16 protein-coding genes are annotated in these 15,448 nt (G+C 69.0%); 9 read left to right on the plus strand and 7 right to left on the minus strand.

Annotation, left to right across the window (positions count from 1 at the left end):
- Window positions 1–71: 71 nt before the first annotated feature.
- The gene (locus ACZ7KI_RS02010; RefSeq protein WP_470271390.1) at window positions 72–887 is read right to left on the minus strand and encodes a ThuA domain-containing protein; all 816 of its coding nucleotides are present in this window, start codon (window positions 885–887) and stop codon (window positions 72–74) included.
- A 134-nt stretch (window positions 888–1,021) separates the two neighbouring features.
- Between ACZ7KI_RS02010 and ACZ7KI_RS02015 the strand changes: the two genes are divergently transcribed.
- Window positions 1,022–1,906 carry a LysR family transcriptional regulator gene (locus ACZ7KI_RS02015; protein WP_470271391.1) on the plus strand — a complete coding sequence of 295 codons (885 nt, stop codon included), beginning with the start codon at window positions 1,022–1,024 and terminating at the stop codon, window positions 1,904–1,906.
- Between the two features lie 74 nt (window positions 1,907–1,980).
- On the opposite strand, the gene ACZ7KI_RS02020 is transcribed toward ACZ7KI_RS02015, so the two are convergent.
- Window positions 1,981–2,781: a DsbA family protein gene (locus tag ACZ7KI_RS02020; protein WP_470271392.1), complete on the minus strand. Its 801-nt coding sequence runs from the start codon at window positions 2,779–2,781 to the stop codon at window positions 1,981–1,983.
- A gap of 2 nt (window positions 2,782–2,783) precedes the next feature.
- On the minus strand, window positions 2,784–3,272 hold the full coding sequence (locus ACZ7KI_RS02025; RefSeq protein WP_470271444.1) for a MauE/DoxX family redox-associated membrane protein: 489 nt from the start codon (window positions 3,270–3,272) through the stop codon (window positions 2,784–2,786).
- A 91-nt stretch (window positions 3,273–3,363) separates the two neighbouring features.
- Between ACZ7KI_RS02025 and ACZ7KI_RS02030 the strand changes: the two genes are divergently transcribed.
- Entirely contained in the window at window positions 3,364–4,194 is an 831-nt protein-coding gene (locus tag ACZ7KI_RS02030) for a glutamate ABC transporter substrate-binding protein (protein WP_470271393.1), read from the plus strand.
- A complete protein-coding gene (gene hrpB, locus ACZ7KI_RS02035) occupies window positions 4,191–6,578 on the plus strand; it encodes an ATP-dependent helicase HrpB (RefSeq protein WP_470271394.1) in 2,388 nt (795 codons plus the stop codon). Before ACZ7KI_RS02030 ends, hrpB begins: the two co-directional genes overlap by 4 nt.
- 4 nt (window positions 6,579–6,582) lie before the next feature.
- Here the strand turns inward: hrpB and ACZ7KI_RS02040 are convergent, their stop codons facing one another.
- The gene (locus tag ACZ7KI_RS02040) at window positions 6,583–7,371 is read right to left on the minus strand and encodes an ion transporter (RefSeq protein WP_470271395.1); all 789 of its coding nucleotides are present in this window, start codon (window positions 7,369–7,371) and stop codon (window positions 6,583–6,585) included.
- A 135-nt stretch (window positions 7,372–7,506) separates the two neighbouring features.
- Between ACZ7KI_RS02040 and ACZ7KI_RS02045 the strand changes: the two genes are divergently transcribed.
- Genes ACZ7KI_RS02045 through ACZ7KI_RS02055 form a run of 3 tightly spaced genes read left to right on the plus strand, consistent with a single transcriptional unit; the run spans window position 7,507 to window position 10,198 of the window.
- Complete coding sequence (locus ACZ7KI_RS02045; RefSeq protein WP_470271396.1) at window positions 7,507–8,424, plus strand: ATP-binding cassette domain-containing protein; 918 nt, start codon at window positions 7,507–7,509, stop codon at window positions 8,422–8,424.
- Window positions 8,421–9,455 carry an alpha/beta hydrolase family protein gene (locus ACZ7KI_RS02050; RefSeq protein WP_470271397.1) on the plus strand — a complete coding sequence of 345 codons (1,035 nt, stop codon included), beginning with the start codon at window positions 8,421–8,423 and terminating at the stop codon, window positions 9,453–9,455. The genes ACZ7KI_RS02045 and ACZ7KI_RS02050 overlap by 4 nt, the downstream gene beginning before the upstream one ends.
- Window positions 9,452–10,198 carry an ABC transporter permease gene (locus ACZ7KI_RS02055; RefSeq protein WP_470271398.1) on the plus strand — a complete coding sequence of 249 codons (747 nt, stop codon included), beginning with the start codon at window positions 9,452–9,454 and terminating at the stop codon, window positions 10,196–10,198. Before ACZ7KI_RS02050 ends, ACZ7KI_RS02055 begins: the two co-directional genes overlap by 4 nt.
- 250 nt (window positions 10,199–10,448) lie before the next feature.
- Here ACZ7KI_RS02055 and ACZ7KI_RS02060 read toward each other — a convergent pair whose 3' ends face one another.
- A complete protein-coding gene (locus tag ACZ7KI_RS02060; protein WP_465503060.1) occupies window positions 10,449–10,994 on the minus strand; it encodes a TetR/AcrR family transcriptional regulator in 546 nt (181 codons plus the stop codon).
- A 43-nt stretch (window positions 10,995–11,037) separates the two neighbouring features.
- On the opposite strand from ACZ7KI_RS02060, the gene ACZ7KI_RS02065 reads away from it, so the two are divergent.
- Window positions 11,038–12,159: an FAD-dependent monooxygenase gene (locus ACZ7KI_RS02065; RefSeq protein WP_470271399.1), complete on the plus strand. Its 1,122-nt coding sequence runs from the start codon at window positions 11,038–11,040 to the stop codon at window positions 12,157–12,159.
- On the opposite strand, the gene ACZ7KI_RS02070 is transcribed toward ACZ7KI_RS02065, so the two are convergent.
- Both ACZ7KI_RS02070 and ACZ7KI_RS02075 read right to left on the minus strand, forming a co-directional pair.
- Complete coding sequence (locus ACZ7KI_RS02070; RefSeq protein ID WP_470271400.1) at window positions 12,104–12,778, minus strand: response regulator transcription factor; 675 nt, start codon at window positions 12,776–12,778, stop codon at window positions 12,104–12,106. The genes ACZ7KI_RS02065 and ACZ7KI_RS02070 overlap by 56 nt on opposite strands.
- A complete protein-coding gene (locus ACZ7KI_RS02075; RefSeq protein ID WP_470271445.1) occupies window positions 12,753–14,333 on the minus strand; it encodes a sensor histidine kinase in 1,581 nt (526 codons plus the stop codon). Before ACZ7KI_RS02075 ends, ACZ7KI_RS02070 begins: the two co-directional genes overlap by 26 nt.
- Before the next feature lie 140 nt (window positions 14,334–14,473).
- Between ACZ7KI_RS02075 and ACZ7KI_RS02080 the strand changes: the two genes are divergently transcribed.
- Window positions 14,474–14,683 (plus strand): hypothetical protein, encoded by a 210-nt coding sequence (locus tag ACZ7KI_RS02080; protein ID WP_470271401.1) that lies wholly within the window; start codon window positions 14,474–14,476, stop codon window positions 14,681–14,683.
- Window positions 14,680–15,438 carry a hypothetical protein gene (locus tag ACZ7KI_RS02085; protein WP_470271402.1) on the plus strand — a complete coding sequence of 253 codons (759 nt, stop codon included), beginning with the start codon at window positions 14,680–14,682 and terminating at the stop codon, window positions 15,436–15,438. The genes ACZ7KI_RS02080 and ACZ7KI_RS02085 overlap by 4 nt, the downstream gene beginning before the upstream one ends.
- The last annotated feature ends 10 nt before the right edge of the window (window positions 15,439–15,448 follow it).

The following is a 15,448-nucleotide window of genomic DNA, read 5'->3' on the forward strand; positions in this document are numbered from 1 at the left end:
AAGGGACCTTTGCTCTCGCCGGAGGGCCTGACCAGGGAAAACACCCCCGGCCCGGCCCTCCGGCACTGTCTCTAGGCGGTCTTCGCTCCCCCGAGCCACAGCAGGCCGTCGACGACGAAGCGGTTCTGCACCTCACTGGCGAAGGTCGACGACAACGGCTGGTTCGTCTCGTAGTTCATCTTGTTGTGGCCGAAGTTGGCGTACAGCATCTTGTACTTGTCGTTGGTCCAGAGGATCGGGTAGTACCCGCTGTACCAGGACTGATTCGGGTCGGTCCCCAGCGGGAAGCTCACCGGGTCCACCGACGCGAGGATCCGGATGTCGGGGTTCTTCCGCAGATCGCTGGTCCAGGCGTACCACTCGCTCACCGACGAGGTGAACGTCGCGGGCAGCCGCGTGGTCGAGGGGTGTGACCGGTTCTCCACACGCAACGTCGACGTCGTCGGGCCCCACGTGTTCGACTTGAACGCGCCCGTGCCGAGGAATCTGTTGTGATACCAGTCCCAAGTGGACGGATTGGTGGTGAACGCGGCGACGTGGAAGCCGAAGAAGGCGCCGCCCGCACGCATGTAGCGCTCGAAGCCCGTGCGCTGCGCCGAGGTCTGCGGCAGGTCGTCCAGGAACACCACGACCTGGTACTGCGACGGCTGCAGGGAGTTCAGCCGGTTCCAGTCGTTGGTAGCGGTGTAGCCGAAGTTGTTCTCCGCGGCGGTTTTCGGAAACCACTGGTTGGCTTCCTTGACGAAGCTGATGTGCGCCGCGTCGTAGGTGCCGTTGTAGAAGGCCAGCACTTTGAAGGCGGGCGCGGCCCCGGCAGGCACCGGCGCCATGGCCAGTGCGAGACATGAGGCGAACAGTAGAGCGAGCCGGAGTATGAATTTCTTCATCTTGCTCACCACCCAAGCCAGGAGCGTAAGTTCAAGGCTTGAATTAACGCATGACAGCCCGCAGGTGGTCTAGACCTAAACAGAAAGACGGCTACCGGTGACCGACACGGTCCCGGATCGATAACCTGGGGATTATGGAACTGCGGGACATCGAGATCTTCCTGACGCTGGCCGACGAGCTGCATTTCGGCCGCACCGCGGAGCGGCTGCATATCTCGCAGGCACGGGTGAGCCAGACGATCAAGCAGGTGGAGCGCCGGATCGGCGCGCCTCTGTTCGCCCGCACCAGCAGGCGGGTCCAGCTCACGCCGATCGGCAGGCGGCTGCGGGACGACCTCGGGCCCGCCTACCGCGCGCTGCACGAAGGCATCGAGCGCGCGGTCACCGCCGGACGCGGGATAGGCGGGGTGCTACGGCTGGGCTTCGAAGCCCCCGGCGTCGCCGACCTCGCCGAGAGCCTGCTGGACCGCTTCCGGCAACGCTACCCGGAAACGGAATTGCTGATCCGGGAGGCTGATTTCGCCGACCCGTTCGCGATGCTGCGCTCGGGTGAGATCGACGTCCTGGTGACCCTGCTTCCGGCTGACGAAGCCGATCTCACCACCGGCCCGGCCGTGTACTCCGAACCGATGGTACTCGCGGTGTCGTCGAAACACCCCTTCGCGCGGCGGAAGTCGGTGACTCTGGACGATCTCGCCCGCGACACCGTCCTTCGCGCGGCGCATCCGCCGGAGCCGTACTGGGTCGAGGAGCCGAGGCAATGGCTGACGCCGGCCGGACATCCGGTGACGCGGGGCAAGCCGTTCGCGACCTTTCAGGAATTGCTCGCCGCGATCGCCACCGGCGCCGGCATCTGTCCCCTCGCCGCGCACGCGCGGGAGTACTTCAGCCACCCGAGAATCCGCTTCGTGCCCTTCACCGGTTCACCCGACGTCGAGTGGGGCCTCGTCTGGCCGCGCTCCGCGGAGACAGCGCGCGTACAGGCCTTCGCGAACGTCGCCTCCTCCGCGCGCCCCTGACTCCCGCATTTCGTCCTCTAAACGCGGTCCTTGCACACGCAACTACCGCATCGAGAGGACTAAATGCACCGGGGTCAGCCGACGACCTTCTGCACCCAGCCGTCCTCGAGCTTCACGACCTGGCCGTTCGAAGCGACGGTCGGTGTGCCGAAACCGGGTCCGTTGCCGAAGTCCTGCTGCAACGACGGATCCGTGGAGGTCTTCTTGTACGCGTCCTGGATCTGCTGCTCGTAGACACCGGTGTTGACCGCCGTGACGAAAGCCGGGTCGGTGATGCCGACGTCCTGGCCGAGCTTGATCAGCTGCCCCTTGTCGAACCCGCGTCCGCCTTCCTGCGGCTGGTCCTTGAACAGCGCGTCGTGGAAGGCGAGGAACTTGCCGGCGTCGGCCGCGGCGAGCGAGGCGTTGGCGGAGTCCATCGAGTACCCCGGCGGATCGGAGCGCTGGTTGAGCATCGGCAGCATGTGATAGCGGACCTGCAGGACGCCGTTGTTGACCTGCTCCTGGATCTGGTCCTTGAACTTCTCCTCGAACTGCTTGCAGATCGGGCAGAGGAAGTCGGCGTAGATGTCGATCGTCTTCTTCGCCTCGGCCTTGCCGACGACCACGACGGCCCCGTCACGTTTCTGGACGACACCGGGTGCCGCCGGCGCCGAGGCCTGCGGCTGGATCACCTTGCCCTCGGTGCTGTCCTTGCTGGACGTCGTCCAGATGACGCCACCGATCACCAGCGCGGCGAGCACGACCACGGCGACCGTGATCGCGACGACCTTCTTCTTGTCGCCGCCGGCGACGCCTCTGGCCTGTGCCACCGAGCGCGCCGCCGTCTGCTGCTGCTGCTTGCGTTTCCGAGCGTTGCGCTCAGCTCCACCCACGATTATTCGTTCCCTTCAGCGATACCCACATAGTCGTCGTCGGCGGGGGCACGGAAGTTCCCGAGCCAGCCGTCCACGGAGAACCAGGTCCGCGGCCGGACGATCAACCAGACGCCCAGCAGCGCGAAACCGAGGTCCCTGGCGATCTCCTGCGGATACTGCGTCTGATCCGCGGCGATCTGACCGCCACCACCGAAGCAGCCGCAGTCGATGCTCAACCCGCGCGCCCAGGATTGGGCGATCGCGGCGATGAGCACCGCCAGCAGCAGCACCGACAGCACCGACACCCAACGGGTCACGAACCCGGCGAGCAGGAACAGGCCGAGCGCCAGTTCGACGAGCGGCATCCCGACCGCGACCGGGCGGACGAGCCCGTCCGGCAGAACGTCGAAAGCCTGCACCGCGATGTAGGTCTGCCCCGGATCGCTGATCTTCAGCGCTCCGGAAACCAACCAGACGGCGGCCAGGCCCAGCCGGGCGAAAGTGCCCACGGCGTCGAGCAAGACTTGGGGCGGTCTGCGCACGGGCCTAGGCTAACGGTCGACCCTGAGAACAAGGTGAGGCGGCGGACGGAGGCACCCGATGAGGGGACGTGCTCTGCTGACGGCTTGCTTGATGCTGGTCACAACGGTGGCGGCCTGCGGGCCGGAGGCCGGTCCGTCGGATTCGCTCGTCGCGCGCGCCGTCGGAGCCAACAAGCTCACCATCGGCATCCGCTTCGACCAGCCGGGGCTTTCCAAACGGACGGTCGACGGCCGCTACGTCGGCTTCGACGTCGACGTGGCGAAGTACGTCGCGAGCGAATTGGGCGTCGACCAGGACCGCATCACCTGGCACGAGAGCAAACCGTCGACTCGTGAGACGGACATAACATCCGGGCTCACGGATCTGATGGTGGCGAACTATTCGATCACCGAGAAACGCAAACAGGTGGTCGCCTTCGCCGGCCCCTATTTCGAAACCGGCCAGGATCTGCTGGTCCGCCTCCGGTCGACCGACATCACCGGTCCGGAGAATCTCAACGGCCGCAAACTGTGCGCCGTGGGCGGCACGACCTCGGCCGAGCAGGTGCGTGACAAGTTCGCCCAGGCCGTCCAGCTCGTCGAGTACCCGCGCTACCAGGACTGCGTCACGGCACTGCTCGCGGGCCAGGTCGACGCGGTGACCACCGACGACGTCATCCTGGCCGGATACGTCGCGCAGAACCCGGAACTGCTGAGGGTCGTCGGCAAGCCGTTCTCCGCCGAGAAGTACGGCGTCGGCCTGCGCAAGGGCGACAACGAAGGGCGCGCGGCAGTGGCCAGGGCCATCCAGAAGATGATCTCGTCCGGTGAATGGCTCGCCTCGCTGAACCGCAACATCGGGCCCTCCGGCTACCGCATCCCTCCCCCACCGCGGGTCACCGAGCAGTGACCCTTCCCGACCTGCCGGTTCGCGCCGTCCTGCCCGAACTCCGAGCCGCCCTCGACACGCATGGCACCGCGGTGCTCGTCGCGCCCCCTGGAACCGGCAAGACCACCTTGGTACCGCTCGCCCTCGACGACGGCGAGGGCCGGGTGATCGTCGCCGAACCGCGGCGGCTGGCCGCACGGGCCGCGGCAGCGCGGATGGCGTCCCTGCTGGGCGAACGTGTCGGCGAGACGGTCGGCTATTCGGTGCGCGGGGATCGCAAGGTGTCGTCTTCGACGCGGATCGAAGTGGTCACTTCCGGGTTGCTGGTCCGGCGGGTGCAGGGCGACCCCGAACTCGCCGGGGTTTCGACCGTCCTGCTCGACGAATGCCACGAGCGCCACCTCGACGCGGACCTCCTGCTCGCGCTGCTGCTGGACGTGCGCGCCGGGCTGCGGGACGACCTGCGCCTGCTCGCGACATCCGCCACCGTGGCGGCCGGACGGCTGGCCGCCCTGCTCGGGGACGCGCCGGTGATCACCGCGCGGGCACGCACCTATCCGGTCGATGTCTCGTATCAGCCACCCGCGCGCGGCGAGCGGATCGAGACGACCGTGGTCCGCGCGATCCACAAAGCACTGTCCGAAGGGGACGGTGATGTCCTCGCCTTCCTTCCCGGCGCCGGCGAAATCGCCAGGGTGAGCGGACTGCTCAGTGGCCTGGACGCCGACGTGCTGCCACTGCACGGACGGCTTTCGGCGGCGAGCCAGGACGACGCGCTTCGCCCGCGCGCTCGTCGCAGGGTGGTGCTCTCGACGTCGGTCGCCGAGTCCAGCTTGACCGTGCCGGGCGTACGCGCGGTGGTGGACTGCGGGTTGTCCCGGGTGCCTCGTGTCGATCACCGGCGCGGGCTGCCGGGGCTGGCGACCGTGCGCGTTTCGGCGGCTGTCGCCGAGCAGCGCGCCGGCCGGGCCGGGCGTGAAGCGCCGGGACGCGCCTACCGTTGCTGGGCGGCGCACGAGCAGGGTTCCATGCCCGCGTACCCCGAACCCGAAATCCGCACGGCCGAACTGGCCCGGTTCGCTTTGGAGCTCGCGTGCTGGTCCACTCCGGACGGTTCCGGGCTCGCCTGGTGGGACCCGCCCGGCGAAGGCGCGCTCGCCGCCGGTCGCGCGCTGCTGACGACGCTCGGCGCGACCGCGGAAGACGGAACGGTGACCGAACGCGGCCGGAAGATGGCCGGGCTCGGCCTGCATCCGCGACTGGCTCGGGCGCTGCTGGACGGCGCGGCGCGCACCAACGCGCGTTCAGCCGCCGAGGTCGTCGCGCTGCTGGACAGTGGCGGCACGCTCACCGACCTCGAAGCCGAACTGCGGCGTGTCCGGGGCGACGACCGCTGGAAGTCCGACGTGCGACGGCTCGCCAAGCTGGTGCCCGACGGCGGCGGCGCGCCCGATCCGGCGCTGATCGTGGCGCTGGCGCATCCCGAACGGCTCGCCCGGCGGCGTTCCGCGGGTACGCCGGTCTATCTGATGGCCGGTGGCACGGCGGCGGAACTGCCGCGCGGCAGCGGACTGGCCGACGTCGAATGGCTGGCGGTGGCCGAAGCGACCCGCGACCCCGGCCGCGCGCAGGGCATCATCCGGCTGGCCGCGCCCGCCGACGAGGACCTCGCCGTCCGCGCGGCACCGAATCTGGTTTCCTCGGCCGACGAAGTGCACTGGTCCCAGGGTGACGTCGTGGCGCGTTCGATACGGCGGCTCGGAGCGATCGTGCTGTCGGAGAAACCACTGCGCTCACCCGCGCCGGACGCGATTCGCGCCGCGCTGCTGGAGGGATTGCGCACCGAAGGGCTCGGCCTGTTGCGCTGGTCCGAGGACGGGCGACGGCTCCGGGAGCGGTTGGCCTTCCTGCATCGGGTAGTGGGTTCACCTTGGCCGCCGGTCGATGACGCGACCTTGCTGTCCACTTTGGACTCCTGGCTCGACCTCGGCTCGGCGCGACGTCGGTCGGACCTGGCGTCGCTGGACGCGGGTGCCGCGCTACGCGGCCTGCTGCCGTGGCCCGAAGCGTCGCGCTTGGACGAACTGGCGCCGGACCGGCTGGAGGTCCCGTCGGGTTCGCGGATCCGGGTCGACTACTCGGGTGAGCAACCGGTGCTGGCCGTGAAACTGCAGGAGACCTTCGGCTGGCTCGCGACACCGGAATTGGCGGGCGTCCCCGTCGTTCTGCATCTGCTCTCGCCCGCCGGGCGGCCCGCCGCGGTCACCGCCGATCTGGAATCGTTCTGGCGCAACGGATATGCGGCCGTACGGGCCGATCTCCGCGGACGCTATCCGAAGCATCCGTGGCCGGACGACCCACTGAGCGCAGCCCCCACCCGGCGGACCACGCGACGCGCGACCTGACCGATCAGTCCATCATCTGGTGCTGAGGCCGGGTCGGCAGCCGCTCCGCCAGCTCCTCGTCGTCCAGTTGCTCGTTCAGTCCCAGTTGCACCGCGCTGCGGATCTGCTCCCGGTTTTCCCGCACGACATGCGCGAAGAACTCGTCGGTCCGCGGATCCGTCAGTACTTCGAGGATCACGCGCATCGCGGTGTCGATCACCGAACGGACCACCTCGTCGTGGAACGGCAGCTTCGAAAGCCGTCCCGCCTGCGGGTCGTTCTTCAGCTTCTCGGCGATGATGCCCCGCAGCTGTGTCTGGTTCTCGCGCAGCGAACGCGCGAGATTCTGGGGGTAGTTCCCGGTTTCCAGCACCTTGACGACCTCGTCGAGTACCGCGATCGTGATCGGCTTCTTGATCGCCAGCACGATCGGCCGCGACAGCCGTTCGACCAGCCGCTGGGTGAACTGCTCCCCGAACGCACGGTCCGCCGTCCGCGCGAGCCGGACGAGCACCACGATGATCCGCAGCAGCCGGAACCCGCGCAGCGCCGGATGCGCGATGGGGATCATGCCGAGGATCTCGTACCAATTGCGCAGCGGGAACCATTTTTCCCAGCCGTTGCGCCGCCACCGCCACAGGAATTCGAGCGCGAAGAGCCCGCACACCGTCGTGTCGACGATGAAGACGCGATGCGCCGTCTCCTCCGAATGCGGAAAGAACGTCACATAGGCGAGCAGGCCGACGGAGAACACGGCGAGTGCGAGCATCACCAGGTCGAGCGGATTCACGCGCCGTTGTCCACGGGTGGTCATGGCGCCGATTGTGCCTTTCCGCGGTGACTCGTGCCGAACGGCACCTGCCGAAAGTAAGGGGTGACCGATGACTTCGGGGCAATGCCCGCGCGGGCCGCCACGCCGGAAACTGGCACGACACGAAGGAGGACGCGGATGATCACGCTTCGAGGACTCACGAAGCGCTATGGGGAGAAGACGGTCGTCGACGGGCTGACCTTCGCCGTCGAGCCGGGCAAGGTGACCGGTTTCCTGGGGCCCAACGGCGCCGGGAAGTCGACGACCATGCGGATGACGCTCGGCCTCGACGCGCCGAGCGACGGCGAGGTCCGCATCGGCGGCAAGAAGTACGCGGACCTGCGGCATCCGCTGCGTGAGGTCGGAGCTTTGCTGGAAGCCAAGGCGCTGCACCCGGGCCGGAGCGCGGGCAAGCATCTCCTGGCGATGGCGCGCAGCAACGGGATCCCGGCGAGCCGGGTGGACGAAGTGCTCGCGACGGTCGGTCTCACCGAGGTCGCGGGCAAGCGAGCCGGGGCGTTCTCACTCGGGATGGGACAGCGGCTCGGCATCGCCGGCGCCCTGCTGGGCGACCCCGGCGTGCTGATGTTCGACGAGCCGGTGAACGGCCTCGACCCCGACGGCGTCCGCTGGGTACGGCACCTGATGCGGTCACTCGCCGCGGAGGGTCGCACGGTGTTCGTGTCGAGCCATCTGATGAGCGAGATGCAGCTGACCGCGGACAGGCTCGTCGTCATCGGCAAGGGGAAACTGCTCGCCGACGCCCCGGTCGACGAATTCATCGCGGGCAATTCGCGGACGTCGGTCGCGGTGCGGCTACCCGCTCCGGGCGATCTGCGCGCGCTCGAACAGCGTCTGCGCGCACTCGGCGCGAGCACCGAAACCGACCAGGGCGAATTGGTCGTGCACGACCTGTCCGTCGCGCGTGTCGGCGACGTGGTGCACGAACTCGGGATCCGCGTGCACGGGCTGACCGAACGGACCGCGTCGCTGGAGCAGGCCTACATGGAACTGACCGCCTCGTCGGTCGAATACGGAACGGGAGTCGCGGCATGAAGTCACTCATGGTCCTGGTGGCGGTGATCGCCGGCCTGCTGGGGGTGCCGGCGGCCGCGGCCGCTTCGCCGGAGCCGTCCCTGCCCGCGCCGGGCGGCCCGTTCCCGATCGGCGTGCGCACACTGCACCTCACCGATCAGCGGCGAGCCGACCCCTGGGTGCCCGAAAAGCGGCGCGAACTGATGGTCAACGTCTGGTACCCGGCGGCGCCGATCGGCCGCGCCCCGCTGTACATGACGCGGGCGGAGTCGGCGGCGGCGATCGCCGGACGGAACCTCGACCTGCCGCCGGACACGCTGAGCGAGGTGCGGGTCCATTCGAGGGAGAACGCGCCCTCACTGCCCGGACGGCGTCCCTTGGTGGTGCTTTCACCTGGCGCGGGCAACAACCGGATCACCCTGACCGCGGTCGCCGAACGCCTTGCCGCACAAGGCTTTGTGGTCGCAGGGGTCGATCACGCCTACGAAGCGTGGGCGACGGAGTTCCCCGACGGCCTCCGCCAATGTGTCCCTTGTGGACTTCCCGGCGAACCCTGGCCGTCGGCGATCGAGAACCGCGCTGTCGACGTGTCGTTCGTCATCGACACCCTCTTGAAGGACCGGCGCTTCTCCGTCGATCCGGCGAAAATCGGCATGGCCGGTCACTCGGCCGGGGGTTCGGCGACGGCCGCGTCGATGGTCGCCGACCGGCGGATCAAGGCGGGCGTGAACGTCGACGGCCCGTTCTTCGGCACCGTCTCGCTCGACCGGCCGTTGCTGCTGCTGGCCAGCCCGATCGGCGAGACGAACTTCGGGAAGAGCTGGGACGAGACCTGGCCGCGGCTCACCGGGCCGAAGGAGCGGTACCTGCTCGAAAACAGCGGCCACTCTTCGGTGACCGACGGCGCGATCCTGATGGACCAGCTGGGCCTGCGGTCTTCACTGCCCGCCGATTTCGTCCGCAACCAGTACGGCTCGATCGATTCGCGGAAAGCACTGGACTTCTACCGCGACCGGCTGACCGCCTTCTTCAAGCAGTGGAGCGCACGATGAACACGATCACTTCGGAATGGACCAAGTTCTGGTCGGTCCGCTCCACCTGGTGGTGCCTGATCAGCGGGCTTCTGCTGATGCTCGCCTATTCCGGCGCGCTGGGCCTTGCCGCGAACTCCGGCGTCGAACGCTCGATGGCTCCACACGCCGTGGTGACCGGGGCGGCGTTCTATCTCACGCAGTTCGCCGTGGTCGCGCTGGCGACGCTGTTCATCACGAGCGAGTACGCCAGTGGCAGCATCCGCTCGACCCTGCAGTGGGTCCCCATGCGGAACCGGGTCCTCGCGGCGAAATCGGCCGTCCTGCTGCCGGTGCTGTTCGGTTACGGCGTCCTGAACTCCCTCGCCGGCGTGGCGATCTCGGCGCCGCTGATCCCCGCGCGGGATTCCTCGGTGGGCGACGTCCTCGCGACCTCGGCGGGCATGGGCGGCTATTTCGCGCTCCTGGGCCTGCTCTGCCTCGGGCTCGGGACGGCGCTGCGGAGCACGGCGGGGACGATCGTGACGGTCTTCGTGCTCCTGGTGATGATCCCGATGTTCGCCGGTTCGCTGGGCGGGGAGGACATCGTGAACTACTTCCCCGGCTTCGCGGGCGTCAACGCGATGGTCACTTCAGGGGAGCCGAACCCGATCTTCGGCGGCGTCGCGCCCTACGCGCCTTGGGTCGGCATCGCGCTCTGTACAGCGTGGGCGGCGGCCGGTCTCGTCACCGGTTCCACCGTGCTCCGGCGCCGGGACTCCTGAGGGGGAGCAAGGGACCTTTGCTCTCGCTTACTTAGCATGCCTAAGCGAGCGAGAGCAAAGGTCCCTTGCTCCCTTTCCGCAGGTGGACGCCATGACTGTGTGGATTTCGCTCCATCTAACGCAGCAAAATCCACACAGTCCGCACCCATCGCTACGCGGCCTGCCCCTCCCGTCGCGGCTCCAGCGACAGCAAAGGTCCCCCGCTCTCTTTCCGCAGGTCAGAGCCCCAGGCGAGAGCAAAGGTCCCTTGCTACCCCGCCACCCCGAGCCCAGCCAGAACCTCCCCCGCGTCCCGCGTCAGCTCCGCCAGCCCCGGCGGCCGCAGCGACCCGGTCCCGGCCAGCGCGTCGAAGATCGTCCCGTCCAGCCACGCGACGAGCACCCGCGCGTGCCGCTCCGGCTCCGCCGACCCGCGGTCGGCCAGCACCTCGGCGCACCTTCGCCGGATCACCAGCCCGCCGCGGTCGTAGGCCTCGCGCAGCTCCGGCCGCCGCGTCGCCTCCAGAGCGAACTCGTACCGCGCCAGCATCCGCGTCCGCCCCCGCGTGATCGCCGCGTGCGCGAACCCCGCCAGATACTCGGCCAGTTTCCCGGGCCGCGGCTCGATGGTCACCTCGTCGAGTTCGACCATCCGCGAGATCGCCAGCTCCAACAGCGCCGCCCGCGTCCGCGCGTAATACGAGGTCGATCCCGACGGCAGCCCCGCGAACCGGTCGACCGCGCGATGGGTCAGCCCGCGCATCCCCTCAGCCGCGATCACCTCGATGGCCGCGTCTCCGATTATCGCCTTTCGCACTCTACAAGTGTAGTAGTACTCTACAAACGTAGAGGAGGTCGACATGCGCAAAGCGATCGTGGTCGGCGGGGGAATCGGCGGACTCAGCGCCGCCATCGGGCTGCACGGCATCGGCTGGGAGGTCACCGTCCTGGAACAGGCGCCGGAACTCACCGCCGCGGGCGCGGGAATCTCCCTGTGGCCGAATGCCCTGCGTTCACTCGAAACACTGGGCATCCGCCTCGACAAGCTCCGAGAGCAATCGTCCGGCGGCCTCCACGACCGGAAAGGCCGCCGCATCACCCGATGGGACGCCGACGCGTTCCGCCGTCACCACGGCCGCCCGCTCGCCGCCATCCACCGCGCAGACCTCATCGAGGCACTCCGTGACGCCCTGCCCGCCGGAAGCGTCCGCACCGGCACCGCGGTCACCGACGTCGGCGATCTCGACGCGGACGTCGTCATCGCCGCCGACGGAATCCACAGCGGACTCCGCAAGCAGCTGTGGCCGCGGCATCCCGCACCGGTCTACAGCGGCAGCACGGCCTTCCGCGCGGTGACCGCGCTCCCGCATCCGACGGAGCTCAGCACCAGCTGGGACGACGGCGCCGAGATCGGCGTCATCCCGCTCCACGACGGCCGCGTCTACTGGTGGGCGAGCTACGTCGCCGAAGCAGGCATCCGCCACGAAGACCCCAAGGCCTATCTCCGTGAACGCTTCGGCGGCTGGCACGAACCGATCCCGGAGCTCATCGACGCCACCACCCCCGAGACACTGCTCCACCACGACCTCCACCTGCTCGGCACTCCCCTGCCGTCCTACGTGAAGGGGCGGGTCGCGCTCCTCGGCGACGCGGCGCACGCGATGCCGCCGTTCCTCGGCCAAGGCGGCTGCCAGGCGATCGAAGACGCCGTCGTCCTCGCCGCCGCGTTCAGTTCCACCGAGGACGTCGACGCGGCGCTGAAGAGTTACGACGAGCAGCGCCGTCCGCGCAGCCAGTCGGTGGTCAAATCGTCGATTCAGGCGGGAAAAATGGGCCCACAGCTGAGCAACCCGCTTGCCGTGGCCGTACGCAACAGCGTGTTCCGGCTGCTTCCCGGCGCGCTCACCGCCCGCATCGGCGCAGGCATCAGCGGCTGGACGCCTCCGGTTCCCCGCCGACCAGCCCCGCCTCGTACGCGGTGATCGCGGCCTGCACGCGGTTCCGTGCGCCGAGCCGGTTGAGGATGGTGCTCACGTAGGCCTTCACCGTGCCCTCGACCACGAACAGCTTGCCCGCGATGTCCGCATTGGACAGTCCGGAACCCAGCAGCGCCAGCACTTCCTGTTCACGCGGCGTCAGCTTGCCGATCAGCGCCTTCGCCTCTTCCGCGCGGGACACCTGGTTGCCGGAGAACCGGGCGATGACCCGCTGGGCGACCTTCGGTGAGAGGAACGCCGCTCCACCCGCGACCGCGTGGATCCCGGACAGCAGTTCGCGCGGATCACCGGATTTCAGCAGGAAACCGCTCGCGCCGAGGCCGAGCGCGCGTTCGATGTAGGTGTCCTCGCCGAACGTGGTCAGCATGATCACGCCGACCTCGGGCAGCAGCCGCCGGATCTCCTCCGCCGCCTTGAGCCCGTCCATGACCGGCATCCGGATGTCGAGAAGCACGACGTCCGGCCTGGTCGCGCGCACCTGCTCGACGGCGGAACGGCCGTCCTCGGCCTCCGCGACCACTTCGATTTCGCTGTCGGCGGCCAGGATCGCCGACACGCCGGCCCGGATCATCGCCTCGTCATCGGCCAGCACCACCCGGATCATCCGGGTTCCCCCTTTGCTCGTCCTCACTGATCACGTCCTTCGCCACGAGTTTCCCGTCGGCGAAACACAGCCGATAGGCCTCGTAGTTCAAGTTGAACACGGTGCGCTCGGTGCCGTAGTACTCGCATACCGCTCCGGCGGGCACCGGCGGCTCCACCGTCCGCGGCCGCGCGATCCGCTGACCGCCGGGCAGGACCGGCGCGATCTCCGCCCGTGTCTGGCCGACCCGGATCCGCTCGTAGGCTCCGCTGGGGAGTTCGGAGCCGTACCACTGGACGAGGAACACCGCCCCGCTGATCCCCACCACCAGGCCGAAGAGCCCGATCGGCACGACGATCGCCTGGATCAGGCTGCGCCGGACGTCGCGGCGGGCACGTTCCAGTTCCCTGGCCGATGTCGACTGCCCGACCTCCGCGTCCATCGCCGCCTGGCTCTCCGGCGATTCCTCCGAAGGCGCCGCGTCATGCGGCAGGGTCGCGCTGACCTCGAACCCGCCGCCGCTCGGCCCCGCGCGCAGTGTCCCGCCGACCAGCCGGACCCGCTCGCGCAGGCCGATCAAGCCACGGCGTCCGGAAGACCGGCCCGGCAGCGGCCCCGCGGGCGGTGGCGCGTTGGTGACCACGACGTCCGTCCGCCCTGCCGAACGCGTGACCCGGACGGTGACGGCGGCTCCCGGCGCGTGTTTGACGACGTTCGTCAACGACTCCTGGACCACGCGATACGCCGCGCGGTCGACCATCCCCGGCTCGCCGTCGACGGGAGCGTCCACAGAGGACTCGATCAGCACGCCGGACGCCCTCGCGCGGTCGAGCAGTTCGTCGATGCTCTCGTCCACCGGCTCGGTCGGGGCGTCGTCCTCGCGCAGCACCCCGATGATCTCGCGCAGCCGCTCGGTCGCCGTCGCGGCGCTCTGCCGCAATTCTCCGGCGGCTTGCCGCTGCTGCTCGTCGAGCCCGCCCGCGACCTCCAGCGCCGCCGCGCGCACCGCGATGAGACTCAGCTCGTGGCCCAGCGAATCGTGCATGTCGCTGGCGATCCGGGTGCGTTCGCGCAGCCGCGCGCGATCGGCGATGAGCCGCTGGCGGCTCTCCATCTCCTCGGCGCGGCGCCAGCCGTCCCGCGCCATGTCCTCGCGCTGCCGGATGTAGCGGCCCAAGAGCCACGGCGTCACCGACGCGAAGACCAGGATGCCGAGCAGCGCTCCCCAGGACGAGAAACCGTCCTTGCTCCACAGCAGCGCCACCGGGACCGCGATCAAGGAGACGACGGTGAATACCCGCAACATCGGCTTCGCGACCGGCTGCCGGTAGCCCGCGAGGTAACTCACGGCGACGAGGAGGAAGCCCTCCCAGATCGGCACCCGGCCACCGAAGCTGCCCAGCACGACGAAGCTCGCGACCATGGCGATGGCGAGTGAGATCAGCGGGTACCGGCGCGACACCGCGATCGCGGCCGTGGTCGCGGTGAGCCCGAAGAGCAGTTCCCAGTGCTTCGTGCTGGAGCCGGCGTCGATGACCACCCAGCCACAGAGCCCGAGCCACAGCGCGACGTCCATGATCAGCCGCCGCCCGCGCCGCGCGGGCTCCTCCTCGTCCTTCACAGACCTGGACGCTACAAGCCGTGACGAGCGGCCCACCATGGACGAAAGTAAAGGTCCCCTGCTTCCCCCGGTTCCATGAGGCATGATGATCGACCATGGCCGAGCGCACACTCTCCGGTCAGCTAGGCGGTCCTGTCCCGGCAGGCATCGAAGCGCTGGCCGACCACGCGAAACAGGACCTCTCCGACGCGTTGCGCGACGCGCGCCACCGCCAGGCCAAGGCCTTGGCGGAAGCGGGCGAAGAGGGCCTGAAGTACGTACCCGCCCTTCTTCGTGGCACCGTCCGCCGGGTGGTGGGCCTGTGACCACCGAAAACTTCGCCTCGCAGGCGGAGATCCTCAAGCTCGCGCGCGTCCTGGGCACCACGCCCGAACGGCTCGCCTACCTCGACCGCGTGGACGCCGCCGAACTGCAGGCGTTCCGTGACCAGGTGACGGACACGCTGTTCGACGCCAACCTCGCCGTCCTCGAGCGGATGGCGATGGCGAGCAAGCTCGTCCCCGGCCCGATCCTGGCGAAGATCGCCGAGAAGGTCTTCGGTCCGCTTCTGTGCGCCCGGATCGCCGGGCTGGTGGACGTCTCTCGGGGCGTCGACGTCGCGAAGCGGCTGAAGCCGCGCTTCCTGGCCGACGTCGCGGCCGAACTCGACCCGCGCCGGGCGAGCGCGATCATCACCCGGATCCCGCTCGACACTGTCGTCGCGGTCGCCGGGGAACTGGTGCGTCGAGAGGACTGGATCACCGTCGGCCGGTTCGTCGGCCACCTGCCCGATCCGACGGTTCGGAAGGCTCTCGACGTCATCGGCGACGAAGCGCTGATCCGGATCGCGTTCGTCCTCGACGACAAGGGCCGGATCGATCACGTCCTCGGCCTGCTGTCCGAAGACCGGTTCCGTGGCCTCCTCCGGGTCGCGGCAGCCGACGAGAGCCTGTGGCCGCCCGTGCTCGACCTGCTCACCCACCTGAGCGAGAAGCGGATCGAGCAGTGGTCACACCTGCTCGGCGAACTCCCGCCCGCCCTGCGCGAGCGCGTCGAAGAAACCCTCGGCCGGGCCTCCTGATCCCGGCGGG

The sequence above is a fragment of the Amycolatopsis sp. NPDC039088 genome (assembly GCF_055598845.1).